25 protein-coding genes and 2 pseudogenes are annotated in these 22,934 nt (G+C 60.4%); 16 read left to right on the top strand and 11 right to left on the bottom strand.

Features of this window, described 5'->3' with window-relative positions:
- Window positions 1-131 precede the first annotated feature (131 nt).
- Together HMPREF2526_RS13505 and HMPREF2526_RS13500 are read left to right on the top strand one after the other, a co-directional pair.
- Entirely contained in the window at window positions 132-542 is a 411-nt protein-coding gene (locus HMPREF2526_RS13505; protein ID WP_210384410.1) for an NAD(P)-binding domain-containing protein, read from the top strand.
- Complete coding sequence (locus HMPREF2526_RS13500; protein ID WP_210384409.1) at window positions 539-1,012, top strand: NAD-binding protein; 474 nt, start codon at window positions 539-541, stop codon at window positions 1,010-1,012. Before HMPREF2526_RS13505 ends, HMPREF2526_RS13500 begins: the two co-directional genes overlap by 4 nt.
- Window positions 1,013-1,121: 109 nt before the next feature.
- On the opposite strand, the pseudogene HMPREF2526_RS13640 reads toward HMPREF2526_RS13500, so the two are convergent.
- Window positions 1,122-1,477: pseudogene (locus HMPREF2526_RS13640) on the bottom strand (helix-turn-helix domain-containing protein); the annotation flags it as partial.
- Between the two features lie 19 nt (window positions 1,478-1,496).
- Window positions 1,497-1,706, bottom strand: a pseudogene (locus tag HMPREF2526_RS13635) (helix-turn-helix domain-containing protein); the annotation flags it as partial.
- Window positions 1,707-2,112: 406 nt separating this feature from the next.
- On the opposite strand from HMPREF2526_RS13635, the gene HMPREF2526_RS08620 reads away from it, so the two are divergent.
- Window positions 2,113-3,042, top strand: coding sequence for an oxygen-dependent tRNA uridine(34) hydroxylase TrhO (locus tag HMPREF2526_RS08620; protein ID WP_049154485.1), 930 nt, complete (start codon window positions 2,113-2,115; stop codon window positions 3,040-3,042).
- Between the two features lie 6 nt (window positions 3,043-3,048).
- On the opposite strand, the gene HMPREF2526_RS08615 is transcribed toward HMPREF2526_RS08620, so the two are convergent.
- From HMPREF2526_RS08615 to HMPREF2526_RS08605, 3 genes are all read right to left on the bottom strand, one after another.
- Entirely contained in the window at window positions 3,049-3,531 is a 483-nt protein-coding gene (locus HMPREF2526_RS08615; RefSeq protein ID WP_049154484.1) for a hypothetical protein, read from the bottom strand.
- 11 nt (window positions 3,532-3,542) lie between these two features.
- The gene (locus HMPREF2526_RS08610; RefSeq protein ID WP_070547018.1) at window positions 3,543-4,526 is read right to left on the bottom strand and encodes a universal stress protein; all 984 of its coding nucleotides are present in this window, start codon (window positions 4,524-4,526) and stop codon (window positions 3,543-3,545) included.
- An 83-nt stretch (window positions 4,527-4,609) separates the two neighbouring features.
- Entirely contained in the window at window positions 4,610-5,089 is a 480-nt protein-coding gene (locus HMPREF2526_RS08605; RefSeq protein WP_046648788.1) for a MarR family winged helix-turn-helix transcriptional regulator, read from the bottom strand.
- Window positions 5,090-5,259: 170 nt separating this feature from the next.
- Between HMPREF2526_RS08605 and HMPREF2526_RS08600 the strand changes: the two genes are divergently transcribed.
- The 8 genes from HMPREF2526_RS08600 to dnaB all read left to right on the top strand — a co-directional run bounded on the left by HMPREF2526_RS08600 (window position 5,260) and on the right by dnaB (window position 13,194).
- A complete protein-coding gene (locus HMPREF2526_RS08600) occupies window positions 5,260-5,619 on the top strand; it encodes a DUF5318 family protein (protein ID WP_070510184.1) in 360 nt (119 codons plus the stop codon).
- A gap of 76 nt (window positions 5,620-5,695) precedes the next feature.
- Complete coding sequence (locus tag HMPREF2526_RS08595) at window positions 5,696-7,921, top strand: transglycosylase domain-containing protein (RefSeq protein ID WP_070547014.1); 2,226 nt, start codon at window positions 5,696-5,698, stop codon at window positions 7,919-7,921.
- A 63-nt stretch (window positions 7,922-7,984) separates the two neighbouring features.
- Window positions 7,985-9,340: a glycosyltransferase family 87 protein gene (locus HMPREF2526_RS08590; protein ID WP_070547069.1), complete on the top strand. Its 1,356-nt coding sequence runs from the start codon at window positions 7,985-7,987 to the stop codon at window positions 9,338-9,340.
- A complete protein-coding gene (locus HMPREF2526_RS08585) occupies window positions 9,337-9,519 on the top strand; it encodes a hypothetical protein (RefSeq protein WP_046648791.1) in 183 nt (60 codons plus the stop codon). The genes HMPREF2526_RS08590 and HMPREF2526_RS08585 overlap by 4 nt, the downstream gene beginning before the upstream one ends.
- A 147-nt stretch (window positions 9,520-9,666) precedes the next feature.
- A complete protein-coding gene (rpsF, locus tag HMPREF2526_RS08580) occupies window positions 9,667-9,957 on the top strand; it encodes a 30S ribosomal protein S6 (protein ID WP_175973876.1) in 291 nt (96 codons plus the stop codon).
- 51 nt (window positions 9,958-10,008) lie between these two features.
- Complete coding sequence (locus HMPREF2526_RS08575) at window positions 10,009-10,602, top strand: single-stranded DNA-binding protein (protein ID WP_046648793.1); 594 nt, start codon at window positions 10,009-10,011, stop codon at window positions 10,600-10,602.
- Between the two features lie 46 nt (window positions 10,603-10,648).
- Entirely contained in the window at window positions 10,649-11,101 is a 453-nt protein-coding gene (gene rplI / locus HMPREF2526_RS08570) for a 50S ribosomal protein L9 (RefSeq protein WP_010187895.1), read from the top strand.
- A gap of 668 nt (window positions 11,102-11,769) precedes the next feature.
- On the top strand, window positions 11,770-13,194 hold the full coding sequence (dnaB, locus tag HMPREF2526_RS08565; RefSeq protein WP_046648794.1) for a replicative DNA helicase: 1,425 nt from the start codon (window positions 11,770-11,772) through the stop codon (window positions 13,192-13,194).
- Between the two features lies 1 nt (window position 13,195).
- Here the strand turns inward: dnaB and HMPREF2526_RS08560 are convergent, their stop codons facing one another.
- Genes HMPREF2526_RS08560 through HMPREF2526_RS08545 form a run of 4 tightly spaced genes read right to left on the bottom strand, consistent with a single transcriptional unit; the run spans window position 13,196 to window position 17,412 of the window.
- A complete protein-coding gene (locus tag HMPREF2526_RS08560; RefSeq protein ID WP_070510213.1) occupies window positions 13,196-13,660 on the bottom strand; it encodes a VanZ family protein in 465 nt (154 codons plus the stop codon).
- Window positions 13,661-13,688: 28 nt separating this feature from the next.
- Window positions 13,689-15,023 carry an MFS transporter gene (locus HMPREF2526_RS08555; protein ID WP_070547012.1) on the bottom strand — a complete coding sequence of 445 codons (1,335 nt, stop codon included), beginning with the start codon at window positions 15,021-15,023 and terminating at the stop codon, window positions 13,689-13,691.
- 11 nt (window positions 15,024-15,034) lie between these two features.
- Entirely contained in the window at window positions 15,035-17,206 is a 2,172-nt protein-coding gene (locus HMPREF2526_RS08550; protein WP_070547010.1) for a heavy metal translocating P-type ATPase, read from the bottom strand.
- 5 nt (window positions 17,207-17,211) lie between these two features.
- Window positions 17,212-17,412, bottom strand: coding sequence for a heavy-metal-associated domain-containing protein (locus HMPREF2526_RS08545; RefSeq protein ID WP_046648796.1), 201 nt, complete (start codon window positions 17,410-17,412; stop codon window positions 17,212-17,214).
- A 149-nt stretch (window positions 17,413-17,561) separates the two neighbouring features.
- Here HMPREF2526_RS08545 and trxA point away from each other — a divergent pair, with 149 nt between their 5' ends.
- Together trxA and HMPREF2526_RS08535 are read left to right on the top strand one after the other, a co-directional pair.
- On the top strand, window positions 17,562-17,927 hold the full coding sequence (gene trxA, locus HMPREF2526_RS08540; protein WP_046648797.1) for a thioredoxin: 366 nt from the start codon (window positions 17,562-17,564) through the stop codon (window positions 17,925-17,927).
- A 157-nt stretch (window positions 17,928-18,084) separates the two neighbouring features.
- Window positions 18,085-18,909 carry a PspA/IM30 family protein gene (locus HMPREF2526_RS08535; RefSeq protein WP_046648798.1) on the top strand — a complete coding sequence of 275 codons (825 nt, stop codon included), beginning with the start codon at window positions 18,085-18,087 and terminating at the stop codon, window positions 18,907-18,909.
- A gap of 115 nt (window positions 18,910-19,024) precedes the next feature.
- On the opposite strand, the gene HMPREF2526_RS08530 is transcribed toward HMPREF2526_RS08535, so the two are convergent.
- Window positions 19,025-20,263 carry an NYN domain-containing protein gene (locus HMPREF2526_RS08530; RefSeq protein WP_046648799.1) on the bottom strand — a complete coding sequence of 413 codons (1,239 nt, stop codon included), beginning with the start codon at window positions 20,261-20,263 and terminating at the stop codon, window positions 19,025-19,027.
- Between the two features lie 225 nt (window positions 20,264-20,488).
- On the opposite strand from HMPREF2526_RS08530, the gene HMPREF2526_RS08525 reads away from it, so the two are divergent.
- The 3 genes from HMPREF2526_RS08525 to HMPREF2526_RS08515 are packed head-to-tail and all read left to right on the top strand — an operon-like array spanning window position 20,489 to window position 22,646.
- A complete protein-coding gene (locus HMPREF2526_RS08525; protein ID WP_046648800.1) occupies window positions 20,489-20,863 on the top strand; it encodes a GntR family transcriptional regulator in 375 nt (124 codons plus the stop codon).
- Window positions 20,860-21,663 (top strand): ATP-binding cassette domain-containing protein, encoded by an 804-nt coding sequence (locus tag HMPREF2526_RS08520; protein ID WP_070547008.1) that lies wholly within the window; start codon window positions 20,860-20,862, stop codon window positions 21,661-21,663. Before HMPREF2526_RS08525 ends, HMPREF2526_RS08520 begins: the two co-directional genes overlap by 4 nt.
- Window positions 21,660-22,646 carry a hypothetical protein gene (locus HMPREF2526_RS08515; RefSeq protein WP_070547006.1) on the top strand — a complete coding sequence of 329 codons (987 nt, stop codon included), beginning with the start codon at window positions 21,660-21,662 and terminating at the stop codon, window positions 22,644-22,646. The genes HMPREF2526_RS08520 and HMPREF2526_RS08515 overlap by 4 nt, the downstream gene beginning before the upstream one ends.
- 43 nt (window positions 22,647-22,689) lie before the next feature.
- Here the strand turns inward: HMPREF2526_RS08515 and HMPREF2526_RS13495 are convergent.
- Window positions 22,690-22,934 (bottom strand): hypothetical protein (locus tag HMPREF2526_RS13495; RefSeq protein WP_210384408.1); only part of this gene is annotated, 245 nt, incomplete at its 5' end.

Genomic DNA, 22,934 nt, shown 5'->3' with positions numbered 1-22,934 from the left:
AGAATAGGGCCAACCTTAATCCGCATATCAAAAACTGCGAATCTACCCGATGACTACATACACCGAGAGTAGATTAGCTGGAAAATTTCACAGTACCTACCAATTTATTTTTACACTCAAGGGAGTTTTAAGTGCGCACCACTCTAAAAGTTGCCTGGATCGGGCTCGGCGCCATGGGAGGGCCAATGGCCCTCGCAACCGCATCAGCTGGAATGAGCGTCACGGCATTTGACGTCCAGCCCTCTTCACTCGAATCAGTAGCACCTCAAGTGAGCGCTGCCTCTAACGCTCGTGAGGCTGTTTCTGGTGCCGACGTCACCGCGATTATGGTGGCAACTGGAGACCAGTTGCAATCCGTCCTATTCGGAGAAGAAGGAATTTCCCCTCACCTTTCTCAAGGTTCAGTAATTCTCATTATGGCGACCGTCGGCCCGAAGGCCATTGAACAAGCTGTTGATGGCCTTGCGGGTACAGGCGTACATGTCGTTGACGCACCAGTGTCTGGCGGCGTCGCACGAGCAAAACAGGGGATCTACTCATGATGGTGTCTGGCGACAGTTCCGCTGTGGCCGTCGTTCAGCCACTTCTGGATGCAATGGCGTCAAACGCCCCCGTAGTCGGCGAACGTCCTGGCGACGGCCAGCGTTTCAAGATCGTAAATCAGCTGTTGTGCGGCGTCCATATCGCAGCTGCTGGCGAAGCACTAGCTCTAGCGGATTCGATGGGGCTGGAAGTCTCCCGGGTGCACAAGGTGCTTGGAACAGGAGCTGCAGCTAGCTTTATGTTTGGTGATCGCGGGCAGAGGATGGTTGATGAGGCCTTTGATGAGGTGCGTAGTGCACTCGATATCTTTGTGAAGGATATGGGACTAGTCGGGGAAGCTGCACGAGAAGTACACCAAGAAGTACCACTTGCAGTTACGGCGGAGCAACTTTATATCAGAGGACATCGCGAGGGAGTGGGGCGTAAGGACGATTCAATCGTCTTCAAACTGCTACGCGGCGAGCATTGATGAGTATTGACTTAGGCGACCGACTTCGACGCCTCCAGCGCACACCGCATTTCCCCAGACCTAAAACCCGCAACCTGCAGGTGAGCGGCGCATAGCGCTTGATTCCGCCGTGGGCGTTATACCGCAGCTGCTCTGCGCCGTCCTCATCGACGATCTTCCAACCATTACGGGTGATTTCACGGGCGACGACACTGTGGTGCCTATTGATTTTCTGCGCGATGGCTCGTGCCGAATCACCGACACGACATCCCGCTTCAATAGCAACACGGTCTTCAACAGTAAGCCTGCGACCACGCCCTACTAAGGCGTGTTTGTCGAATACGCCACTAGGAAATCCATCGACGGCTTGAGTTTTCATCGGTGCTGGCATACCAGAATCTTTACCCAGCTTCTTGCCTGTATCTGGTATAGACACCACCGCCTCATCAGGCGTTCGGCGATGTCGCTGCCGGCGTGACTTCGCATACCGCTGCTTCCTTATCCACTCATACACGGTAGAAGGATGCACACCGATAGCATCAGCCACTGTCTGACAGTTCTCACCAGCAAGCACTCGCTCCACGGCCTGGGCACGTTCATCAGGTGACAAGTGGGCGCGTCTAGGCCGCACTTCGATTACACCAGCTTTCTTTAACCTGCTGTGAAGCAAGCCAGTCGATATTCCAACAGTCTGTGCTGCTTGATTGATCGACATACCTGCACGCACCAACCCAACAGCCTCACGGACAAACGGATCACGCAGACGACTCGCACGCCTGCCAGGAGGCTCGACACCTCTTACCCTCAACCAACCGTAAACCGTATCGGGACCCACACCCACATCACGCGCGACGAGACTAACTGCCTCACCTGCCACCACGCGCTCAATAGCGGCTTCCTTAACATCCTTCGGAGTCCAACGCGTCACAACTACCTCCCGGTCGAAGTGGCGCATTCACCCCTTGACAGCACGCAGGTGGGCGTCGGCAAGCGCTTGGCGACGCCCCACCACCCACCAGGAGGTTTCGGGATCGAGGTCTGGGGCTTTGGGTTAAGAGCGGTTGCAGCGCTGTGCCCAAAAGATTGGGGTTTTACCTCGCAGCGGGCCTAGACTTGCGGGCGTGACTATTGGCAAGATTCTCCTCTACTACTGCTTTACTCCCATCGAGGACCCCACCGCGATCATGCTGTGGCAGCGCTCCCTGTGCGAAAAGCTCGGGCTCAAGGGCCGTATCCTCATTTCGGAGCACGGCATCAACGGCACCGTGGGCGGGGACATGGATGCGTGTAAGCGCTACGTGCGCGAGACCCGCGAGTACCCGGGTTTCAAGAAGATGGAGTTCAAGTGGTCCGAGGGCGGAGCGGAAGACTTTCCGCGCCTGTCGGTCAAGGTGCGCGATGAGATCGTGGCCTTCGGCGCGCCGGGCGAGCTCAAGGTGGATGAGAACGGCGTCATCGGCGGTGGTGTTCACCTCAAGCCCGAAGAGGTCAACAAGCTGGTGGAGGAGCGCGGTGAGGAGGTCGTCTTCTTCGACGGCCGCAACGCCATGGAGGCGGAAATCGGCAAGTTCAAGAATGCCGTGGTGCCGGATGTGCGTACGACCCACGACTTCATCGCTGAACTCGAATCCGGCAAGTATGACTGGATGAAGGACAAGCCCGTGGTCTCCTATTGCACGGGTGGTATTCGCTGCGAAATCCTCTCCGCGCTGATGAAGAACCGCGGTTTTAACGAGGTTTATCAGATTGACGGCGGCATCGTCCGCTACGGAGAAAAGTACGGCAACGATGGCCTGTGGGAAGGCTCGATGTACGTCTTTGACAAGCGCATGCACCACGAGTTTGGTCAGGGCCTAGAGGATCCAGGCTTTATTCAGCTCGGCCACTGCGTGCACTGTGGGAAGGGGACGAATACCTTCCACAATTGCATTAATGAGGACACGTGCCGCAAGCAGGTGCTCATTTGCGATGACTGTATCCAGCACGTGGAAACCCAGCACTGTGGGCGTCCAGATTGCGCCGAGGTGGCTGCGGCCCAGGCGCAGGCCTAGCTTTCGCTAGTTTTCAAGCACCGGGGTGAGCAGGATCTGGATGTCGTTGATGCACCAGATCATGAAGTTGCCGGCCATGACCCAGAAAATCGCCATCCAACCGCGCCAGCGCACGTAGGCCTTGAGTTTGCGCACCATGATGACGGCGCAGCCGATCATGCCGATGAAGGGGATGATCAGCGTCGTCGTGGCGAACACCGTGCGCTGGGTCCTTGTGCACAGCCAAGCGGCGAACTCCACGCGGAGGCAGTCGGTCGTGGTTCCGAAGAACCTGAAGAATCCAGCGAGGAGGAGCGCGTACAGCGCCGAGCTCACAAGGATAGCCACCATAAACCACAGCGCCTGGCGCGAGGAGCGGCGGTTGGCCTCGGCGACGGCGAGGGGATCGGGCTCGTCGGCAAGCTCATCAAAGCTGCGGGGCTCGGGGCGAGGCAGGTTGGTATAGTCCGCGTCGGACGTGAGATCATTTTCGGGGTGCTCTGCTGCCATGCTGTGCAAGTCTAACGTGCTTCGGGGTCATAGGTGCTCGGGCAGACCAGGACTGGCACGCCCACGTGGGGGAGTAGTTCGGTGGCGGTGCTGCCGATGAAGACGCGCTCGATCGGTCCCATGGGGGAGGAGCCCAAGCAGAGCAGGTCGCCCTTCTTCCACTTGAGCGAATCCACCGCGCCGGACCAGCCGTGGCCGCTGCCGATGTCCGTCGTGACGGAAATCTCCGGGAAGGCCTCTGCGATGAAATCGTGGGCGCGGTCCAACAGCGAGAGCGAGTGCTCGCGCCAATTGGGGGCGTCGGAGGGAAAAGTGGGGGAGTATTCGAGGGGGACGTCGACCAGCCCCTTGGCGGAAAACGCCAGGATACGCAAGGGGATGCCGCCGCGCTGCGCAATGCAAGCTGCGTGCCGGAGGGCGGGATCGTCAGCGCGGCCAAGTTCGGTGAAGGCGAAATTGATGCGCGTCACTCCGTGCTTGGACAGCTTGATACCGCGCGGGGTGAGACCCACGGGAAGCGGCGAGTAGTGCAGCAGCGCATCGGCGGTAGAACCGGAGAAGAAACGGCCCTTCGGCGCGGACTGGTTGGCCCCCAGGAGGATGACGTGCGCGTTGAAATCCGTAGCCGCTTGCTCCAGCAGCTGCGGGCGGGACGGTCCCGCGATGAGAACGGAGACGTTCTTATCGAGCTGGTCCTTGTCCACCCCGGCTGCGTCCAAGGCCTGCTTAACGGCGCGTTCGCAGGTTGCGCGCTCCTTCTTGAACCACTGCTTATAGGAGCCACTGAGCTTGCTGAGCGACGTCACGGTGAGGGGTTGCGAAATCGTGGATACTACCCGGATCTGAACGGGCGTGGAACGCGCAAGCCATGCGGCAAACTCGATGGCCTCGGTGCCCGTGGAGCTAGGACTCCACGAGACGAGTACGCGAAGCGGGGGGATACGGTCTTCCGAGGAGGACTGTCCTTCCGCGGGGTGTGAAGATTTCTTAGCCATTCATCAAAAGGATCGGGGTCGTTTCCTTCATTATCGACCCTTCACGCTTTAAAATAAAATCTGTTCTACCGGCGCTTTTTGGTCTATTTTCCGTCCATGGTGGGGCGGTACACATCCGCGAGTTTGGAAATCAGGTTGACCAAAGAATTGGCATCCTTGATGTCCTCCGGTTCAAGCCAGCGCAGGATCTCGGCCAAAGCTGCCGCACGCTGGCGGGAGACGATGGTCAGCTCGGATTCGCCGAGCTGGGTGAGGGCGACGAGAACGCCGCGGCGGTCCTTTTCATCGCGGTGCCGTTCCACGAAGCCTTGGCGCTCCAATTGGTACAGTGCATTGGACGCGGTGGGCATCCGGATCAACTCTGCTTGGGCGATGGTGCTGACGCGAGAGGGCCCACGCAGGCGCAGTTGATTCATGATCGAGACCTGCGAGGTGGTTAGGGACGTGCCCTCCGTTGTGCGTTGGAAGATGAGCATGAGCTTATTGAGCGCGGGCTGGATCTGGCGGGCAACATCCAGGGCGTCCTCGTAGGGGATCGGGGATTCGATAGTTTCTTCACTCATGGAAAATAAGTGTAGCTACGATCCACTCGCGGCGGTAGTTAGCCGAGTAAAAAATTAGGTTTTGCGTCACGAAGCGCCCAAAGAGAGCCTAGATTGTTGACGCTGCCCGCACTACACTGTCCGGCGTGAATTCTCCGTCCAAGGCAGAGTCTGCAAAGACAAGGCCAGAAGTGGCCTACCGCAACGAAGTCTCCTATGAATGGGAGCGCGCACAGCATCTGCGCGAGCTTCGCGCGGGAAAAGTGACGCGCGAAGAATTGTGTGATGCTGATTTTCTCCTTCGCGCGGCGGCGGAGCACCACGGCGTTGACATGCAGAAGCCGTGCCCGGTGTGCGGCGAAGAGCTGCGACTGACCCGCTGGGTTTATGGCGACTCTTTAAAGCGCCGTGCGGGAAGCGCGCGTAGCGCGGCGGAAATTGCAGAAATGGCGGCCGAGGGGCTGGAGTTTACAGTGCATTTCGTGGAAGTGTGCCCGGCATGCCGCTGGAATCATCTGCTTCGAGCGGCCACGGTCTATGCTCGAAGGTAGTTTTGGCTTCCCAGTTCACGCCGGTAAGCTGCATGTATTTACAGTTTCTGTACAGGATTGATGAGGACACGGATTAGTGACCGAGAAGGAAACCTCCGGGCGAAAGTCAGGTAATCGCAAGAAGAGCGCCTCGCACAGGAGTAGGCGTTCGTCCGGCCGCACACGCCGCTGGCCGTGGATCGTGCTCGCTGTCTTATTCGTAATTGTCGGCATCCCCGCCTTGCTCTTTGGGTACGCGTATACGCAATACGACGTCCCCGAGCCCAAGGAGCTGCAGCCGAGCCAGATTTCCACGATTGTCGCCGGCGACGGCGAAACCCAGCTGGCCAAACTAGTTCCACCGGAGGGCAACCGCCGCCAGGTGACCCTGGATGAGATCCCGGATTACGTTGAGGATTCTGTCCTCGCGGCCGAGGACCGCGAGTTCTGGACCAACTCGGGCTTTTCCTTTACAGGTCTGGGCCGTGCCGTCTTGGGCAAGCTCACCGGTGATGCTTCCGCCGGTGGTGGCTCGACGATTACTCAGCAGTATGTGAAGAATACTCTCGTTGGTGACGAGTACTCCTACGTCCGCAAGATTCGTGAGCTCATCTACTCGGTGAAGATGACCAACGAATGGTCCAAGGAGGACATCCTCAACGCCTACCTCAACACGGTCTACTTCGGCCGCAATGCGTATGGCATCGAGGCTGCATCCAATGCGTACTTTAATAAGGACGCCAAGGACCTCACTAAGGAAGAAGGCGCGCTGCTGGCGGGTGTTATCCAGTCCCCGTCCGTCCTTGATCCGTGGGTAGATGAGGAACGGTCCCAAGCTCGCTGGAATTACGTCATGGATGGCCTCGTTGAGATGGGTGACTTGGATCAGTCTGAACGCGATCAGCTCGTCTTCCCGGAGACCCGCGATCCGTCTGAGTATTCTGCCTACACCGAAGCGCCGGGTGCCTATGGCCACATCAAGAACCAGGTCATTGATGAGCTGTCCCGCGTGGGTATTACCGAGGACCAGCTTGCCACTGGCGGCCTCAAGGTGACCACCACCATTGACATGACCGTGCAGAACGCGTCGACGGACGCCGCTCACGCACAGCTTGCTGTGCTGCAAGAGGACGCCCGCGCCGCCGCCGTGACGATCGACCCAGCCACGGGCGCTGTACGCGGTTACTTCGGCGGCGATGACTCTAATGGTTGGGACTATGCCAATTCGCCGCTGCAGACCGGCTCGACCTTTAAGATCATGGCACTGGCCGCAGCTCTTCAGCAGGGCATCGACCTCAATACGTATTACTCCTCCGCGCCGTACCAGCTGCCCGGTTCGCAGACCGTGAACAACGTGGGCGGCGGCTGCGGAAGCTGTTCCATCGCTGAGGCGCTGAAGAATTCTTATAACACGTCCTTCCTGCGCCTCCAGGATGACCTGGAAAACAAGATGCAGGACACTGCGGACATGGCGCACGCATTGGGCGTTGCTCGCAGCCTGCCGGGGATCGAGAAGACATTGACGGAGAACGGTGGCACGCCGTACGAGGGAGTCGTGCTGGGCCAGTACCAGTCCCGCCCGCTCGACATGGCGACGGCAATGGCGACCCTGACCAACCAGGGGGTGTGGCACCAGCCGCACTTCGTGCAGAAGGTGGAAAACACGGCTGGCGAAGTCCTCTACGAGAACCCGACCGATGGCGGTGAGCGCCGCGTCTCCGCCAACGTGGCCAACAACGTGATCTCCGCGATGCAGCCGATTGCCGCATGGTCGAACGGTGCACTGGCCGGTGGACGTCCGTCGGCCTCCAAGACTGGTACCACACAGCTGGGTGATACGGGCACCAACAAAGATGCCTGGATGGTTGGTTCCACGCCACAGCTGGCTACAGCAGTGTGGGTAGGCACGGCCGATAACACCTCCGCGATCTTTAATCAGTGGGGCGGAATTATGTACGGCTCGGATGCACCGACGAAGATCTGGAAGTCCATCTTGGACACCTCTTTGGCCAACGTGGAGCAGCAGCCCTTCCCGCAGGCTTATCCGGTTCATTACGGCGTCGGCAGCTGGGGCTCGGGATATGTCTATGATCCGAGCCAGACCACCACGTGGAACCAGACGCCGGCGAGCCCGGAGAGCGACAGCACCGAGGGTGAAGAGGAAGCACCTGCCGAGGGCGGCGAGCACCACGACGAGGGTCAGGGCGGTAGCCCAGAGCAGCCGGCCCAGCCTGAGCAACCTGAGCAACCCGCTAACCCTGAAGTACCTTCGCTCGATGACATCCTTAATGGAGATGGCCTCGACCAACTGCTTGGCCAATAGGAGATTGATCCCCCGGTGAGCCATCACACTTCTTCGCAGCTTGTCCCACTCTCATCCGAATCGATGACCCGTGGCGCCGTCAATGCCCTCGGCGGGCCGACGGGGCGTTTCGCCCGCTCGTCCCACTCTGGTTGGTGGACGCCGCTGCGCGTCATCATCACGCTGGCGTGGACGTTCCTGGCGTTTGGATTCTTGAGTAAGGCAACCTGTGCGGGCAGCCGCCGGGGCGAGGACGGCCTCATCAGCCTGAACTGGGATGGCAACCGCCAGTACACGTCCTTTTGTTATAACGACATCGTGCCGCTCTATGGTGGGCGCGGCTTGGACCAACCTGGCTTTCCCTATGCCTACTCCTGGGTGGAGGGAGACCTCACGCGCTACATGGAATACCCCGTTCTGGCGGGCCTGTTCCAGGGGGTCGTCGGCTGGCTGGCGCGCACCACGTATCCGGCTGTCGAGTGGATTGGTATGGCCGAGGTCAGTTGGTACTTTGGGCTGACCACGCTCATCTTGTCCCTCGTGTGGGTCGGCACCGTGGTCATGGTATTCCAGCTCACGGGCAACCGGGCATGGGATACCATTCTCATGGCGGCCAGCCCGCTCGTGGTCATCCACGCCTTCACCAATTGGGACATCCCGTCGGTAGCGTTCATGGTGGGTGCCCTTCTCGCCGTGAAAAAACGCAAGAACTGGCTCGCCGGCATTCTCATCGGGCTCGGCACGGCATTCAAGCTGTGGCCCCTGTTTATCTTGGGCGCGTTTCTGGTGTTGGCCATCCGCCACAAGCGGTGGGCGCCTTTCTTCAAGATGTTCGTGGCAACCGCTGTGACGTGGCTCGTGGTGAACCTACCCGTGGCGCTCGCCTACCCCGAGGCCTGGCGCGAATTCTTCCGGCTCAATCAAGAACGCGGTGCGGAATGGACCACGATCTATGCGCTCTTGAGCCGCGTGACGGGCGTGAGCTTTGAGCCCGAATTCCTCAACACCTTCTCGCTCGTGGCATTCCTGGTGAGCTGCGGGGCGATTGCCATCCTGGGTCTCAAGGCGCCGCGCGCGCCGCGAGTAGCCGAAATGATCTACCTCATCATCATGGCCTTCCTCATTTTCAACAAGGTGTGGTCCCCGCAGTACTCCCTGTGGCTGGTCGTCCCGGCACTCCTGGCGCTTCCGCGGTGGCGGCTCATCTTTAGCTGGGCGCTTGCCGACGCCCTCCTCTGGCCCATCCTCACCTGGCACATGCTCGGCTCGGAAAATAAGGGCCTGCCGCACGAGATGCTCGATATCGCGGTGCTGACGCGCGATGGCTTCATCATTGCCATCGGCGTGCTCATTATCCGCCAGATGTGGGGCAAGTCTGAGGACAAGGTCCGCGCCGCTCATGGCGGCAGGGACCCGTTGGCGGGGGATTTTGCACGATGACTATCACCATCGTGGGCATCGTCTCCATCACGCTGGGCTTCCTTTGTGTGTTGAGCGCCTACTACCTGTTTCAGCGCTCTCAAGACCGCACCTGGCCGGTTGTGCTGGGCTTGCTGGCTTTGCTGTTTCTCACGGTGATCCCGGCGGGATCGGCGATCTTCGTCGCGGCGACCCACTAGCGGCAGCCGAGGAGATGGGGGATTTCCTTTTCCGCCGGTCAGTGCGGTACTGTGTGAGGGTTGCTTGACGCAACAGACCCTCCTGCCATATCCGCAAAGGTGATATGGCCGATACCAATTACTAGACCATAGGAGGTGATGAGGTCCGTGCGTCACTACGAAGTCATGATCATTCTGGATCCTAACCAGGATGAGCGCACCGTAACCCCGTCCCTAGACAAGTTCCTCGAAACGATCCGCAAGGATGGCGGCAAAGTCGAAAAGGTTGATGTGTGGGGCAAGCGCCGTCTTGCATACCCGATCAACAAGAAGGAAGAGGGCATCTACGCAGTCGTGGAGCTGGAGTGTGAATCCCACTCGGTTCTCGAGCTTGATCGCCGTCTGAACCTGAACGACTCCATTATGCGTACCAAGGTTCTGCGCACCGACAGCAAATAGCGGATACTGGGTTTCGAGCAATCCACGTAACCGATATTAAGGAGTAAAGACATGGCTCAGGGAGATACCAACATTACGGTTGTCGGCAACATTGTGGCCGACCCGGAACTGCGCTTCACCCCAGCGGGTGCCGCAGTGGCAAATTTCCGTGTTGCCTCCACCCCGCGTCGCTATAATCAGCAGACTTCCCAGTGGGAGGACGGCGAGGCCATGTTCCTCACCTGCAATGTGTGGCGCCAAGCCGCAGAAAACGTTGCGGAGACCTTGACCAAGGGCATGCGCGTTATCGTTACTGGCCGTTTGCGCCAGCGGTCTTACCAGACCCGTGAGGGCGAAAACCGCACTGTTTTTGAAATCGAGGTTGATGAGGTCGGCCCGTCCCTGCGTTATGCATCCGCACAGGTTAACCGCAAGTCCGGCAACGGCGGCGGCAACTATGGTGGCGGCCAGCAGCAGGGTGGTGCTAACTACGGCGGCGGCAACCAAGGTGGTTTCTCCGGAAACCAGGGCGGTTTCTCTGGAAACCAGTCCCAGTCCTCTGCCCCGCAGCAGTCTCAGCAGCAGTCGGCTCCGAGTAACGATCCGTGGAATTCTGCACCCCAAGCGGGAAGCTTTGGTGGTGCGGATGCAGAACCCCCGTTCTAAGACTGTCACGCAAGTATTCATTTAACTCAATTGAAAGGCAGGGATCATGAAGCTGATCCTCACCGCTGCCGTTGAGAACCTCGGCGCCCCCGGCGAAATTGTAGAGGTTAAGGACGGCTACGGACGTAACTACCTGCTTCCGCGCGGCCTGGCAATCGTTGCTACCCGCGGTGCTGAGAAGCAGATCGAGGGCATCAAGCGCGCCCAGGAAGCTCGCGCAATCCGCGACCTGGACCACGCACGCGAGATCCGTACCCAGCTGGAGGAGCTCAAGGACGTTAACGTCCCCGTGAAGACCTCCGAGTCCGGCAAGCTCTTCGGCTCCGTGTCCGCTGAGGACATCGTGAACGCCGTTGCCGCCGCTGGCGGCCCGAAGCTGGACAAGCGCATCGTTGTGCTGCCCAAGGGCCTGGTCAAGAAGACCGGCAACTACCAAGTCGAGCTGAAGCTGCACGCTGACGTTATCGGCAAGGTGAACTTCTCGGTCGTCGCTGCCTAAGAATTAAGGCGCACGACGGTCACCCTCCGTTCGCCCGCGTGTGAGGCGCGGCGCCGGTACGCAGGATGTGACCTTAAGACAACAGCAAGGCTTTAAGGCCGTGCTCCTTTCACTATGTGAGGTGGTGAGAGGAAGCACGGCCTTGCGCCGTTTTACGCGGGGTCGCCTTTTTGGAGATCTAGCACCGCGGGAGGCAGGGAAATGTCGCCAAGCGCGGCCTGTGGATAACTCTCCCAGCCTGTGGATAAACCTGCGTTCAGTTAACGGTGAATTCACTCATGCCGCCATGTGTTAACCCGCTGGTAGCGGCGATATCGGGGTAATGGCCCTACTTCTCCACGGAATTTGTGCGTATTTTCACACCTCAAAAAACGCGCCTTGACCTGCAGGAATAATCTTCGCTGGTCACAGCGTTGCAAAGTTATCCACAGCTCTGACCTCTGGCTTTGTACACCATGTCTTTGCTGACCTGGGAATTCCACAGCTCTCTGTGGATAACTGTGAGAGTTATGCCCAAGGGGTAGTGTCTTGACCCTCGGCTACACTGTTGTGTACTACGCGCGGTTGCCGCTTGGCACTGCATCGAAGCCTGGCCGTCCGGCGCGGAGAAGAGTGAGAACTTCAGGCACGGCCAGGGTGGGACTAATGAACGGTGGGATTGATGAGCAATGACTAATGCCAGTTTTGACGACGACCACGTTCCACCGCCGCCGGAGCCGGTAGAGGAGGAACCTCGCCGCTCTTACCGGCAGGAAGAGCCAAAGCGCTACGGCGAATTTCGCCAGCCGCCCGCGGACCGCGAGGCCGAACAGGGCGTCCTCGGCGCCATGCTCCTGAGCCCGAATACGGTCATGGAGGTCATTGAGGAGCTGGAGCCGGAGGACTTCTACTATCCTGCGCACACGCTCATCTACCAGGCCATGATCGATCTTTACGCGGCAGGCACGGATATTGACGCGGTGATTGTTGCGGCCCGTCTCGATCGCTATAACAACCTTGAACGCGTTGGCGGTGCGCCCTACCTGCATACCCTGCTGGCCACGGTGCCCACTGCGGCTAACGCCCGCTATTACGCGGAGATTGTCGCGGAGAAGGCGGTGCTGCGCAAGCTGGTGGACGCCGGTACTAGAGTCGTCCAACTCGGCTTCCAGGGCTCCGAAGACATGGAGATAGAGTCCGTGCTGGACCGCGCCCAGCAGGAAGTATTCGCCGTGGCGCAGAAGAAGACCACCGAGGATTACCGTGCGCTGAGTGATCTCATCGACCCCACGATCGATGAGCTCGCCGCCCTGCAACAAAACGGAGTGGAGTCGGGCGTGCCCACAGGGTTCATCGACCTCGACAACCTGACCAATGGCCTGCGTGCCGGCCAGATGATTATCGTCGCCGCCCGCCCTGGCGTGGGCAAGTCCACGCTGGCCATGGATTTCATGCGCTCGGCCTCTCTGCAGCACAACAAGACTTCTGTGGTTTTCTCCCTGGAGATGTCTGCCTCCGAGATCGTCATGCGCCTCTTGTCAGCGGAGGCGGAAGTGAAGCTGTCGGATATGCGCGGTGGCCGCGTGTCCACGGAGGATTGGGCCAAGATCGATGACACCCTCAACCGCATCCAGGATGCGCCCCTGTTCATCGATGATTCCCCGAACCTCACCATGATGGAGATCCGCTCGAAGGCCCGCCGTCTGAAGCAGCAGCACGGGCTCGACCTCATTGTGCTGGACTATATGCAGCTGATGTCTTCGGGCAAGAAGGTGGAGTCCCGCCAGCAAGAGGTCTCAGAATTCTCGCGCCAGCTCAAGTTGCTGGCCAAGGAGCTAGAGGTTCCCCTCATTGCGATTTCGCAGCTGAACCGTGGCCCGGAATCCCGTACCGATAAGAAGCCGCAGCTGGCGGATCTGCGTGAGTCCGGCTCGCTGGAGCAGGACGCCGATATGGTTATGCTGCTCTACCGCCCGGACTCACAAGACCGCGATGATCCCCGTGCCGGTGAGGCGGATATCATCCTGGCCAAGCACCGCGGCGGCCCGATCGACACGGTGAAGGTCGCGCACCAGCTGCACTACTCCAAGTTCGTGAACATGGCGCACGGCTAAATTACAGGTCCACCACGGCGTTGGGGTCACCCAACCGTGGGCCGAGGATGACCAAGACCAGGAAGACCGCAGCCGCAGCGAGCGCCAGCCATCGCCACACCGGGAAGAAGCGCTCGCCGCACAGCCTGGCAAACCCTGCGCCGATGAGCGCACCCAGGGTATTGAAGATGAGGTCATCAATATCAGTGCGCCCGAGCGCGAAGGCGTATTGGGCTGTTTCCAATACCAAACTCAGCGCGAAGCCCCATGCGGCAGTGGCCTTGACTGACCGGCACATGCTGAAGACGAGCATGCCAAAAGGAATGAAGAAGGCGGAATTGCCCGCATACTCAAAAAGCGGGCCAAACCAGGTGCCGCCGGAGAGCTCATCAAGCGGCACCAAGCGCAGGTCACGGACCCGCTGGTTCTCCGGCTTCCAAAGGTAGCCAATCTGGTAGAACGGCTTGAGCGTGGTGAGCGCGACCATGACCGCGACCCACGCGCCGAGGGCGACCCTATTGAGCAAGGGTCCTACCCTTGAATTCTGGCAGGGTCAGTGCCGCCGCAGCGGCGAGTCCGAAGGCCGCTGCGAACAGCACGAAGAGCCAGCCCGTGCCCGCCACCGCGATGAGCGGCGGAACGATAAGCGGCGCCAGGATGGAGGCGAGTCGGCCGAAGCCCGCGGCCGCACCAGTACCGCGCCCGCGCAGGGCGGTGGGGTAGAGCTCCGGGCCGATGGCGTACAGCGCGCCCCACGCGCCCAGGTTGAAGAAGGAGAGCAGGCAACCGGCCAGGATGATCATGGCCTCAGTGTTGGCGAAGCCAAAGAATCCGGCGGACAGGGCAGAGCCCACGAGGAAGGTCGCCAGGGTCGAGCGGCGTCCCCAGACCTCGATGAGCCAGGCCGCTGCGGCGTAGCCGGGCAGCTGGGCCAGGGTGATAATCAGCGTGAAGCTGAAGGACTTCACCAGGGAGAAACCGTCTGCGACAAGCAGCGACGGAATCCAAATGAAGGCGCCGTAGTAAGACAGGTTGACGCAGAACCAGATGGTCCACAGCGCCAGCGTGCGCCCGCGCAGGGATTTCGACCAGATGCTGGTGGCGGTGACATCTTCCTCGGAGTAGGTCGGTGCCGGGGTCGTGCGGTCGATGTCCGCCTCATCCACCTCGGCTTCAAAGGAGGCGACGATTTCTTCTGCTTCCTCGTGGCGGCCCTTCGACTCCAGGAAGCGTACTGATTCAGGCAAGTGAAGGCGCACATAGAGGGCATAGAGGGCGGGCACCATGCCGAGTGCTAGGGCCCAGCGCCAGCCGCTTTCCGACGCCCCCACGACGAACGTTCCAATTACCGCAGCGAGGATCCAGCCCACGGCCCAGAAGGCCTCCAGCAAGACCACCATGCGCCCGCGGACCTTGAGGGGTGCGAACTCGGAGATCAGCGTGGAGGCCACCGGCAGCTCGGCGCCGAGGCCAAGTCCGATGAAGAAGCGCAGGATGATGAGGAGTGTGAGGCCCGTTGCTAGGGCAGAAGCGCCCGTCGCGAGGCCGTAGACCAGCAGGGTTAGCGCAAAGATGTGGCGGCGGCCGAACTTATCGGCCAAGAGGCCGCCGAAGGTGGCACCCAAGGCCATGCCGATGAAGCCCACGGACGCCAGCCACGAGGACTGGGTCGGCGTGATCCCCCAGTGCACGGCCAGAGCGGCCATGATGAAGGAGATGAGGCCCACGTCCATGGCATCGAGCGCCCAGCCGATGCCGGAGCCAAAGAGGAGACGTTTGTGTTTTCCAGTGACGGGAAGGCGGTCGAGCCTCTCCGTGCGTGAGACAGAGCGATGATCAAGACGATTCATGCAGGCTAAGCTTACTCCGCGGGGGTAAAGCTTTTAAGTCGCAAAGAATTGGTCACCACAAAGACTGAGCTCAGAGCCATTGCCAACCCCGCCAATAGGGGGTTGAGCAGCCCGAACGCTGCCACGGGAAGAAGAATAATATTATAGGCGAAGGCCCAAAAAAGGTTGCTCTTGATGATGCGCAGGGTACTGCGCGCGAGCCGCACCGCCTCTGCGACGGAGCGCAGGTCGTTGTTCATCACCGTGATGTCGGAGGCCTCGATGGCCACGTCGGCTCCCGCACCCATCGCGATTCCGAGGTCCGCCTGCGCGAGCGCCGCGGCGTCGTTGACGCCATCGCCCACCATGGCCACGGTCCGCCCCTGCTCCTGCAGTCGAGCGATAGTCTCTACCTTGTCTGCGGGCATGACCTCCGCTGTCACGTTGGCATCATCAATGCCAACGGCCCGCGCCACTGTATGCGCCGCGCCGGCGTTGTCCCCGGTGAGTAGGTGGGGTGTAAGCCCTAGCTTGTGCATTGCGGCGATGGCGGCGGCGGAGGATTCCTTGATGCGATCCTGTAGCTCGATGGTTCCTACCAAGTCATCGTCCACGTAGACGCCCACCTGCGTCCCGGTGCCGTCATAGCCCGCAGGCGGCCGGCCCACCCGCACCCGGGAGCCCTCAATCGTTGCCTCGATTCCCTGGCCGGGAAGCTCGTGGAAGCCCTCGGCCGCGGGGAGCTCATCGTCGTAGGCTGTGCGGATGGCTCGTGCGATGGGGTGCTCGGAACCCTGTTCCGCGGCGGCCGCGAGGCGGAGAAATTCCTGCTGCGTGCGTCCTGCCGTAGGTTGGACTGCTCCCACCGACATCTGGCCTTCGGTGATGGTGCCGGTCTTGTCCAGCACGATGGTGTCGATTCGGCGCGTCGATTCCAAAATCTCCGGACCCTTGATGAGGATTCCCAGTTCGGCGCCGCGCCCGGTGCCGACGAGGATTGCGGTGGGCGTCGCCAAGCCCATGGCGCACGGGCAGGCGATGATGAGCACAGACACGGCGGCCACGAAGGCCGGGGCGACGCCGCCGACCCACAGGTGTGCCAGGAGCGCGAGGAGCGCGATGCCGATGACGATGGGGACAAAGACGGCGGCGATACGGTCCGCGAGGCGCTGGACCGGGGCTTTCGACGTCTGGGCTGCAGTGACGAGCGCGCCCATCTGGGCCAAGACGGTGTCGGACCCGACGCGGGTGGCGCGTACCTCGAGCCGACCCGAGGCGTTGATGGTCGCGCCCGTCACCGTGCTGCCGGGAGAAACCTCAACCGGCATCGACTCGCCGGTGAGAAGGGATTCGTCCACGGCGGAATGGCCGTTGAGGACCACGCCATCGGTGGCGATCTTCTCGCCGGGGCGGACAACAAAAACATCGCCTACTCGGAGCTCGCTGGCGGGAATGCGGGTTTCGGTACCGTCGCGAAGCACGGTGGCTTCCTTAGCTCCCATGGTCAGCAGCGTGGTGAGCGCTTCGGAGGAGCGCCCCTTAGCTTTGAGCTCAAACCATCGTCCAAGCAGCAGGAACGTGATAACCATGCCGACGGACTCGAGATAAATATGGTCCATCTGCGCGTCATTGGAGCGCAGCGTCATGTGCATGGTCATGCCGGGCATCCCGGCATCGCCAAAGAAAAGCGCGTAGAGCGACCAGCCAAAGGCGGCGGTGGTGCCCAGCGTGATGAGCGTGTCCATCGTGGCGGCGCCGTGCTTGAGATTGGCCCAGGTGGCCCGGTGGAAGGGCGCTCCGCCGATGACATAGACGAGCGTCGTGAGCATCAAGCAGGCCCACTGCCAGTGCTGGAATTGCAGCGCTGGGACCATGGAGAGCAGCATCACGGGCAGAGAGAGCGCCGCGGAGATCAGAGTGCGCTGCAGGATATCGGAGGCTTCGCTCTCGCGGGCGTCCTCCGCCGTGCTAGTCGACGTCTCCCCCTCACCATCCAGGGTGAACGCTCCGTAGCCTGCGCCTTCGACGACGTCGATGAGATCGGCAGGCGTCGTCGTTGCAGGGTCATAACTCACGGAGGCGGACTCCGTGGCGAAGTTGACCGTGGCTTCAACGTTGTCGAGCTTGTTGAGCTTGCGTTCGACACGGGAGGAACACGACGTGCAGGTCATCCCGGTGATGCCGAGGGTGAGACTGGTAGTCATGCTGTTTAGGCCAACTCGTAGCCGGCTTCGACGACGGCGGCGGCGACTTGGTCGTCGCTAAAGCCCTCCCCGGTCACGGTGACGGCGCCGGTGGTGTGGTCGGCCGTAACGTCGGTGACGCCACTGATCTCTGAGATCTCTTCCTTGACGGAAAGCTCGCAGTGGCCACAGGTCATGCCGTTAACGGTGTAGGTTGTGGTGCTCATGGTGGTGGATCCTTCTCCTTACCTTGGGGGTTAATGTCACTGTCGAGGATATACCCCCCTGGGGTATGTGGGCAAGGAATAATCGAGTCTTGTGTACCGTTGGGGGTTGATAGAACCGAGAAATATCCCCGAGACTGATAGGAAAAGACATGGCAACGATTGACATCACTGAGGACACGTTCCAGGAGACCGTTTCCGGCGACGGCATTACGCTCGTCGATGCTTGGGCGGAATGGTGCGGCCCGTGCAAGCGCTTCGGCCCAGTCTTTGAGAAGGCATCTGAAGAGCACCCCGATGCCACGTTCGCCAAGCTGGATACCGAGGCCAACCAGGAGCTATCCGCGAAGCTGCAGATTCAGTCCATCCCCACCTTGATGGTGTTCCGCGACGGCATCCTGGTCTTCCGCGAGGCTGGCGCTCTGCCGCCGGCGGCACTGGAGGATCTCATTGGCCAGGTTAAGGCCCTCGACATGGACGAGGTCCGCGCCCAGGTGGAGAGCCAGCAGGCGGAATAGAACTGGTTAGTCCTTGTCTGCGGTGAGGTCCCGGTGGCCCCGCCGCGCGCGCTTTCCTGTGAGTATCGCTACACTCGCAGGAAAGCGTCTTTTTATATAGGGCACCAATAAGAGCTGCATTAACTACTGCTGCAGGAACCACAAAGGAGTGAGTGCGATGGCAAATCCATTTAGCAAAGGCTGGAAGTATGTGATGGCTTCTTTCGATCAGAAGATCGACGAGAACGCTGACCCCAAGGTCCAGATCCAGCAGGCCGTGGAAGGCGCGAAGAAGCAGCATCGCGAGATTTCCGAACACGCAGCGGAGATTATTGGACGCAAGACCCAGTTGGAAATGCAGCTCAACCGCCTGGTGAAGACGCAGCAGGATTATCAGGATCAGACCCGCCGGGCGCTGGAGTTGGCGGATGCCTCTGAGGATCCGCAGAAGGCCGCCGAGTACAACCAGGCGGCAGAGGTCGTGGCGAGCCAGCTGGTCGCCGTGGAAAACGAGCTGGCTAACCTGAAAACGCAGCACGAGGCGGCTACCCAGGCTGCTGAGCAGGCGAAGGCCCAGCAGCAGCAGTCGGAGGCCCGCCTGAAGGAGCAACTGGCGCAGGTGGACCAGTTGCTGTCCCAGGCAGATCAGGCAGCGATGCAGGAAAAGAACGCCGAGGCTTTGAACTCGATGAACGAGCTCAAGCCGGATGATTCCACGCCGACCTTGGACTCGGTGCGCGCCAAGATTGAGAAGCGCTACGCGGATGCGCTCGGCGCCCAGGAGCTCCATCAGGCGGCGGGTGGTAGCCGCATTCAGGAGATCACGGCTGCAGGCCACGACATGGCCGCTACGTCCCGCTTGGACGAGATTCGCGCCGAGATGGCCAAGAGCAAGGAGCTGGAAAACTCGCCCTTCGCCAGCGACCAAGCGCTTGAGGCCGGCGCCGATTCTGATGCTAGTGATGCCAACGCCGAATCGGACTCCGCCGAGGGCAAGCAGTAGCCACTGCGAAGCAAGCCACTACACAGAAAAGGGACCTTCTAGAGCGGGCCGCGCAGCGCGGCCGGGGTGTTTCAGAACCCCACGCTCTCCAAGGTCCCTTTTGACGATTTTCGGTTTAGCTATCTTGGCGGCGGATATTGATGAGCACGCCGCGGATGCCCGAGTGAAAGCCATCGCGCAGGTTGACGCGCTGGGTTTCTGTCAGCGTGTACTCGTGCAGCGTTTCGCAGGCGAACTGCAGCAGCGGGCGATCGATCTCCGGGGGCAGGCCGCCGCCCGAGAGCAGGTGGGCCTGGTCGCGCTGATCGGCGCTCGCGGCGTTGTCGAACCACCACGAGGCATATTGCTGCCCCACGTCAAAGGGGGACTGGAACCCGGCGGAGCTCCACACTTCTTCGGGGAGCGGAACATACTTCGACCGCAGCTTGCGGCGCGGCGCCATCATCGAAGGTTTGGGCGCAGCTGGCTTGGGCGTTGGCTTCGAGCTTTCGGGGGCTGCGTCCGCTTCCTCGCCCGCAGGCTCCTGCGAGTCGATGCCGGGCGCGGAAGGCTGCTCGCCGGAGGGGAGAGGCTCCTCTTCCTTGCGGGAGGTATCGGGCGCAGCCGATTCGGGATGAGAGGCAGTCGCGGCAACGTCCGTCGCGGCGGCAGAAGGTGTGGCCGGGCCGGGCTTGGGGGCGGAGGGGAAGGCGGCTTGCGCCTCGGTGGGCTCGTCGCACTCCTCTGCGTGCTCATCGGTGGCAACGGCTTCGCCCTCGCTGCCGTCCTCGGAGTGCTGGGGCTCGCGGATGGTCGGCGGCAGCGGCCCTTCGAGGACCTCGAGCTCCATTGCATCGGCGAAATCTTCCCGCGGATCCAGGATGGTGGTGGAGTCGCACGCATGGCGCAACGCCGAGGACATCGAATCCCAGCCAAAGCCATAGAGGTGCACGCGCACGCCGTTGTTCACGGCTTCTTGGACGCCGGGAATCATGTCGGCATCGCCGGAGACCAAGACAAAGTCTGTGACTTGGCCTTTCATGGCGGAGACGATCATGTCGGCGACAAGGCGGGTGTCCACGGCTTTCTGTGTGCGACGCTCGCCCCACTCGATGAGCTGGCCGGTGCGTAGCTGGACGCCGTCGCAGACGCGCAGTGCGCGTTGGTAGCGGTGGGGGCCGGTATCCGGGATTCCGTCATACCAATATTGGCGGTGAACGCGGTTGCCCACCTGGGTTTCAATCATCGAACCGAGGGAGCTGACCACTTCGGGTAAATCAATCTCTAGCTGGGCACGGGCGCCCGTCTCCCAGGAGTTATAGAAACTGGCGAGTAGATATGACGTGTCAACGAAGACAAGTGTTCGTTCAAGCATGGCTCCTAAATTCCGTTCTATTTTTTCTAACTAATTTTCTTAGGTCACTTCTGTGAGGTCTTCCAGCCTACGGCCGGTGTAGTCCAGTGTGCCCCATTAGTCACAAAACGTCGATAACCTTGAGGAAATTCCCAGGTCAAAGATATGGAATGGGGAGACCTTGCACTGGCCGAAGGTTGGTTATATGGTTAGTTACATGAGTAACCAACCAGCTAAGGGGTCTGCATGGACAACTCCGCGCAGCCGCTCTTTCGTCAGATAGCGGTGCTCATCGAGGACGCCATCATCGAGGGCACTCTCGCTGAGGGTGCCCAGGCACCGTCCACGAATGAGCTCGCCGCCTTCCACAGCATCAACCCCGCGACCGCCCGCAAGGGGCTGACCCTCCTCGTGGATCTCGGAATCCTCGAAAAACGCCGAGGCATCGGCATGTTCGTCACCTCTGGTGCCGCCGAACTGATCCGGGCGCGGCGTCGCCAGGAATTCGCAGCCGAGTACGCCGCGCCGCTTATCGACGAAGCCGTGCGCCTGGGCTATACCCGCCAGCAACTCCATGACCTCATCGACCTTGTCGCAGAAAGCCGAGGACTCTATTCATGATTTCCACCCCGCACTTCACGTTTGATGACGGCCTGACTCACGGGCTTGTCGGCCCCAACGGCATTGGTAAGACCACCTTGCTGCGCAAAATCGCCGGGCAATTGGGTGGCTCCGGCATCAAGGTCGACGGCGACAAGCCCTATGACAATGAAAAGGTGCTCAACAAGATCGTGCTCATGGGTATCGATAACCCCCTGCCCGAAGGCTGGAACCTGAAGAAGATTTTCACCGTATCCAGCCTGCGCTGGACCACCTGGAACAAGGAGCGCGCCGAGGAATTGGTCGAGCGCTTCGAGCTACCGATGAAGAACTACTCGGGGCTTTCCCGTGGGCAAAAGTCGGCAGCGAGCTTCATCGTCGCGGTGGCTTCGGGGGTGCCGTACATGCTTCTCGACGAACCCTACCTAGGCCTCGACGCTTCCAAGCGGCAAGTATTCTACGAAGTCCTACGCGAAGAGCACGGCCGCACCATTATTGTCTCCACCCACCACCTCAACGAGCTCTCCGGTTTGCTCGATACCGTAGCCCTGATGGGGGACAACCCCTTGTCCGGCCCCATCGATGAGTTCATCGAGGGTGTCGTCCAGCTCACTGGCTCTGCCGAAGCCCTCGATCGCGCGCTGGGGCGCCTGCAGCTCCCGGTGCTCGAGCGCGAAACCTCAGCCGTCGCTGACCGTGTGCTTGTCGACGCCCGCCCCAACCACACCGCCAACGTCTTTGCCATGGCCCAGGAAATGGGGCTACGTGCCACCGAAGTATCCCTCGAACAGGCCGTTCTGGCGCTGGGGGAGGCGCGATGAAGCTCTATAGACATATGGCGCTGAGCTGGATCAGCTTCTTCTACGCCATGTGGATTGTCATCCTTCCGGTGCTGGGAATGGACCGTGGGCAAGGGTGGGCCATCGGGTATTCACTCCTTATGGCGCTCCAGCTCTACCTGGTCCAGCCTGACTTCTCGCGCTACCTCACCTTTGGTCTCAGTACGCGCGTCTGGAACGGGCACCGGCGAATCAATGCCTCCCTGGCGCTTTTGCTCCTTCTCGTCAGCGCACCCTGGGCTTTCCCGTGGTGGGTCCTCATTGCGCCGGCGCTCATGTGGGCAGTGTGCATGCTAAAACGTGCCGAGCCGTCACGCCTGACCACGAGCTCTCTTATTGCGGGCAGCGATGGTGATTCTTCGACGGGCTGGTTCTCAGCGTCCCCGGTCTCCCAGATTGTGTTGCGCCCTCAAGCTCGCGCGTGGATGTGGGCTGCATTCGGTATAGCCATCGCAACTGCGATAAACATCGTGGTGAGCAAGCTGTGGGATAAGGGTCTGGGCATCGTAGGCGCCATAGTCACGTTGATTGTCCTGCCGCTAGTGGCTGACGCGGTTCGCAGCTCGATGAAGGATGCGGTGACCTTTGGCGTTCCACGCGCGGCCTGGTCCACAGCGACGTTATTGTGTACCGCGATTCCAGTGGGCTTGGGAGCTGTCACTGATGTGGTGACGTTGATGTGGACCGGAAGCCTCGCCGGATTCACCATCGTTCCCCTTGCAATGGCTGCCGTTCTCGTGAGCTTTGCGATCACCGACAAAGAGACATGGCCCTATACGGCTGTCACGGTCGGAGCCATTGCTGCCGTGTTGCTTGCGTGGCTACTTAACTCTGAGATCTCTGTGTGGTGGACGCTCACAGGGATGGCAATCATCTACGTCGTGTGGGTTGCCGCATATCCCCGGATGGCTAAAAAGACCAACGTGTTTAGCCCGGGCCTCATGGGCTGGTTTGGGGCACACTGAGCGCCATCCAATGTCTGCGTTAAAAAGGTTGTTTTAGTGCACTTCAAGAAGGGGTAAAAACCTTCATTGAAGTGCATATTTGTGTTTTATCAAGGCCGTGTGTAACTTTATATGAGTCAGCGCGACCGACAGCGCCCCACAGGAACTCAGCTTCTTGAAGCGAGGCGGTAGGAAAACAGGCCCTGGCAACAAATATTTTCTTTACTCGCAGTACTGCGTTTCGCTTAAAGCGGTCCGTATGGCTGTGTGGTGACGATGTTTGAGAACTCAATAGTGTGCCAATGTACT

The organism is Corynebacterium sp. HMSC070E08 (assembly GCF_001808895.1).
Lineage (GTDB): Bacteria > Actinomycetota > Actinomycetes > Mycobacteriales > Mycobacteriaceae > Corynebacterium > Corynebacterium hiratae.
Note: the sequence above shows the minus strand (reverse complement) of the source record. Positions and strands in the feature narration are given on the sequence as shown.

What these genes read in the sequence shown, in the direction of transcription:
- HMPREF2526_RS08590 (WP_070547069.1), top strand. Translation starts at nt 7,985, where the DNA reads ATGACCCGTGGCGCCGTCAATGCCCTCGGCGGGCCGACGGGGCGTTTC.
- HMPREF2526_RS08555 (WP_070547012.1), bottom strand. Translation starts at nt 15,023, where the DNA reads ATGAATCGTCTTGATCATCGCTCTGTCTCACGCACGGAGAGGCTCGAC.
- HMPREF2526_RS08605 (WP_046648788.1), bottom strand. Translation starts at nt 5,089, where the DNA reads ATGAGTGAAGAAACTATCGAATCCCCGATCCCCTACGAGGACGCCCTG.
- HMPREF2526_RS08610 (WP_070547018.1), bottom strand. Translation starts at nt 4,526, where the DNA reads ATGGCTAAGAAATCTTCACACCCCGCGGAAGGACAGTCCTCCTCGGAA.
- HMPREF2526_RS08520 (WP_070547008.1), top strand. Translation starts at nt 20,860, where the DNA reads ATGATTTCCACCCCGCACTTCACGTTTGATGACGGCCTGACTCACGGG.
- HMPREF2526_RS08515 (WP_070547006.1), top strand. Translation starts at nt 21,660, where the DNA reads ATGAAGCTCTATAGACATATGGCGCTGAGCTGGATCAGCTTCTTCTAC.
- HMPREF2526_RS08530 (WP_046648799.1), bottom strand. Translation starts at nt 20,263, where the DNA reads ATGCTTGAACGAACACTTGTCTTCGTTGACACGTCATATCTACTCGCC.
- HMPREF2526_RS13500 (WP_210384409.1), top strand. Translation starts at nt 539, where the DNA reads ATGATGGTGTCTGGCGACAGTTCCGCTGTGGCCGTCGTTCAGCCACTT.
- HMPREF2526_RS08535 (WP_046648798.1), top strand. Translation starts at nt 18,085, where the DNA reads ATGGCAAATCCATTTAGCAAAGGCTGGAAGTATGTGATGGCTTCTTTC.
- HMPREF2526_RS08575 (WP_046648793.1), top strand. Translation starts at nt 10,009, where the DNA reads ATGGCTCAGGGAGATACCAACATTACGGTTGTCGGCAACATTGTGGCC.
- HMPREF2526_RS08560 (WP_070510213.1), bottom strand. Translation starts at nt 13,660, where the DNA reads ATGGTCGCGCTCACCACGCTCAAGCCGTTCTACCAGATTGGCTACCTT.
- HMPREF2526_RS08615 (WP_049154484.1), bottom strand. Translation starts at nt 3,531, where the DNA reads ATGGCAGCAGAGCACCCCGAAAATGATCTCACGTCCGACGCGGACTAT.
- HMPREF2526_RS08545 (WP_046648796.1), bottom strand. Translation starts at nt 17,412, where the DNA reads ATGAGCACCACAACCTACACCGTTAACGGCATGACCTGTGGCCACTGC.
- HMPREF2526_RS08525 (WP_046648800.1), top strand. Translation starts at nt 20,489, where the DNA reads ATGGACAACTCCGCGCAGCCGCTCTTTCGTCAGATAGCGGTGCTCATC.
- rplI (WP_010187895.1), top strand. Translation starts at nt 10,649, where the DNA reads ATGAAGCTGATCCTCACCGCTGCCGTTGAGAACCTCGGCGCCCCCGGC.
- dnaB (WP_046648794.1), top strand. Translation starts at nt 11,770, where the DNA reads ATGACTAATGCCAGTTTTGACGACGACCACGTTCCACCGCCGCCGGAG.
- HMPREF2526_RS08550 (WP_070547010.1), bottom strand. Translation starts at nt 17,206, where the DNA reads ATGACTACCAGTCTCACCCTCGGCATCACCGGGATGACCTGCACGTCG.
- HMPREF2526_RS08585 (WP_046648791.1), top strand. Translation starts at nt 9,337, where the DNA reads ATGACTATCACCATCGTGGGCATCGTCTCCATCACGCTGGGCTTCCTT.
- trxA (WP_046648797.1), top strand. Translation starts at nt 17,562, where the DNA reads ATGGCAACGATTGACATCACTGAGGACACGTTCCAGGAGACCGTTTCC.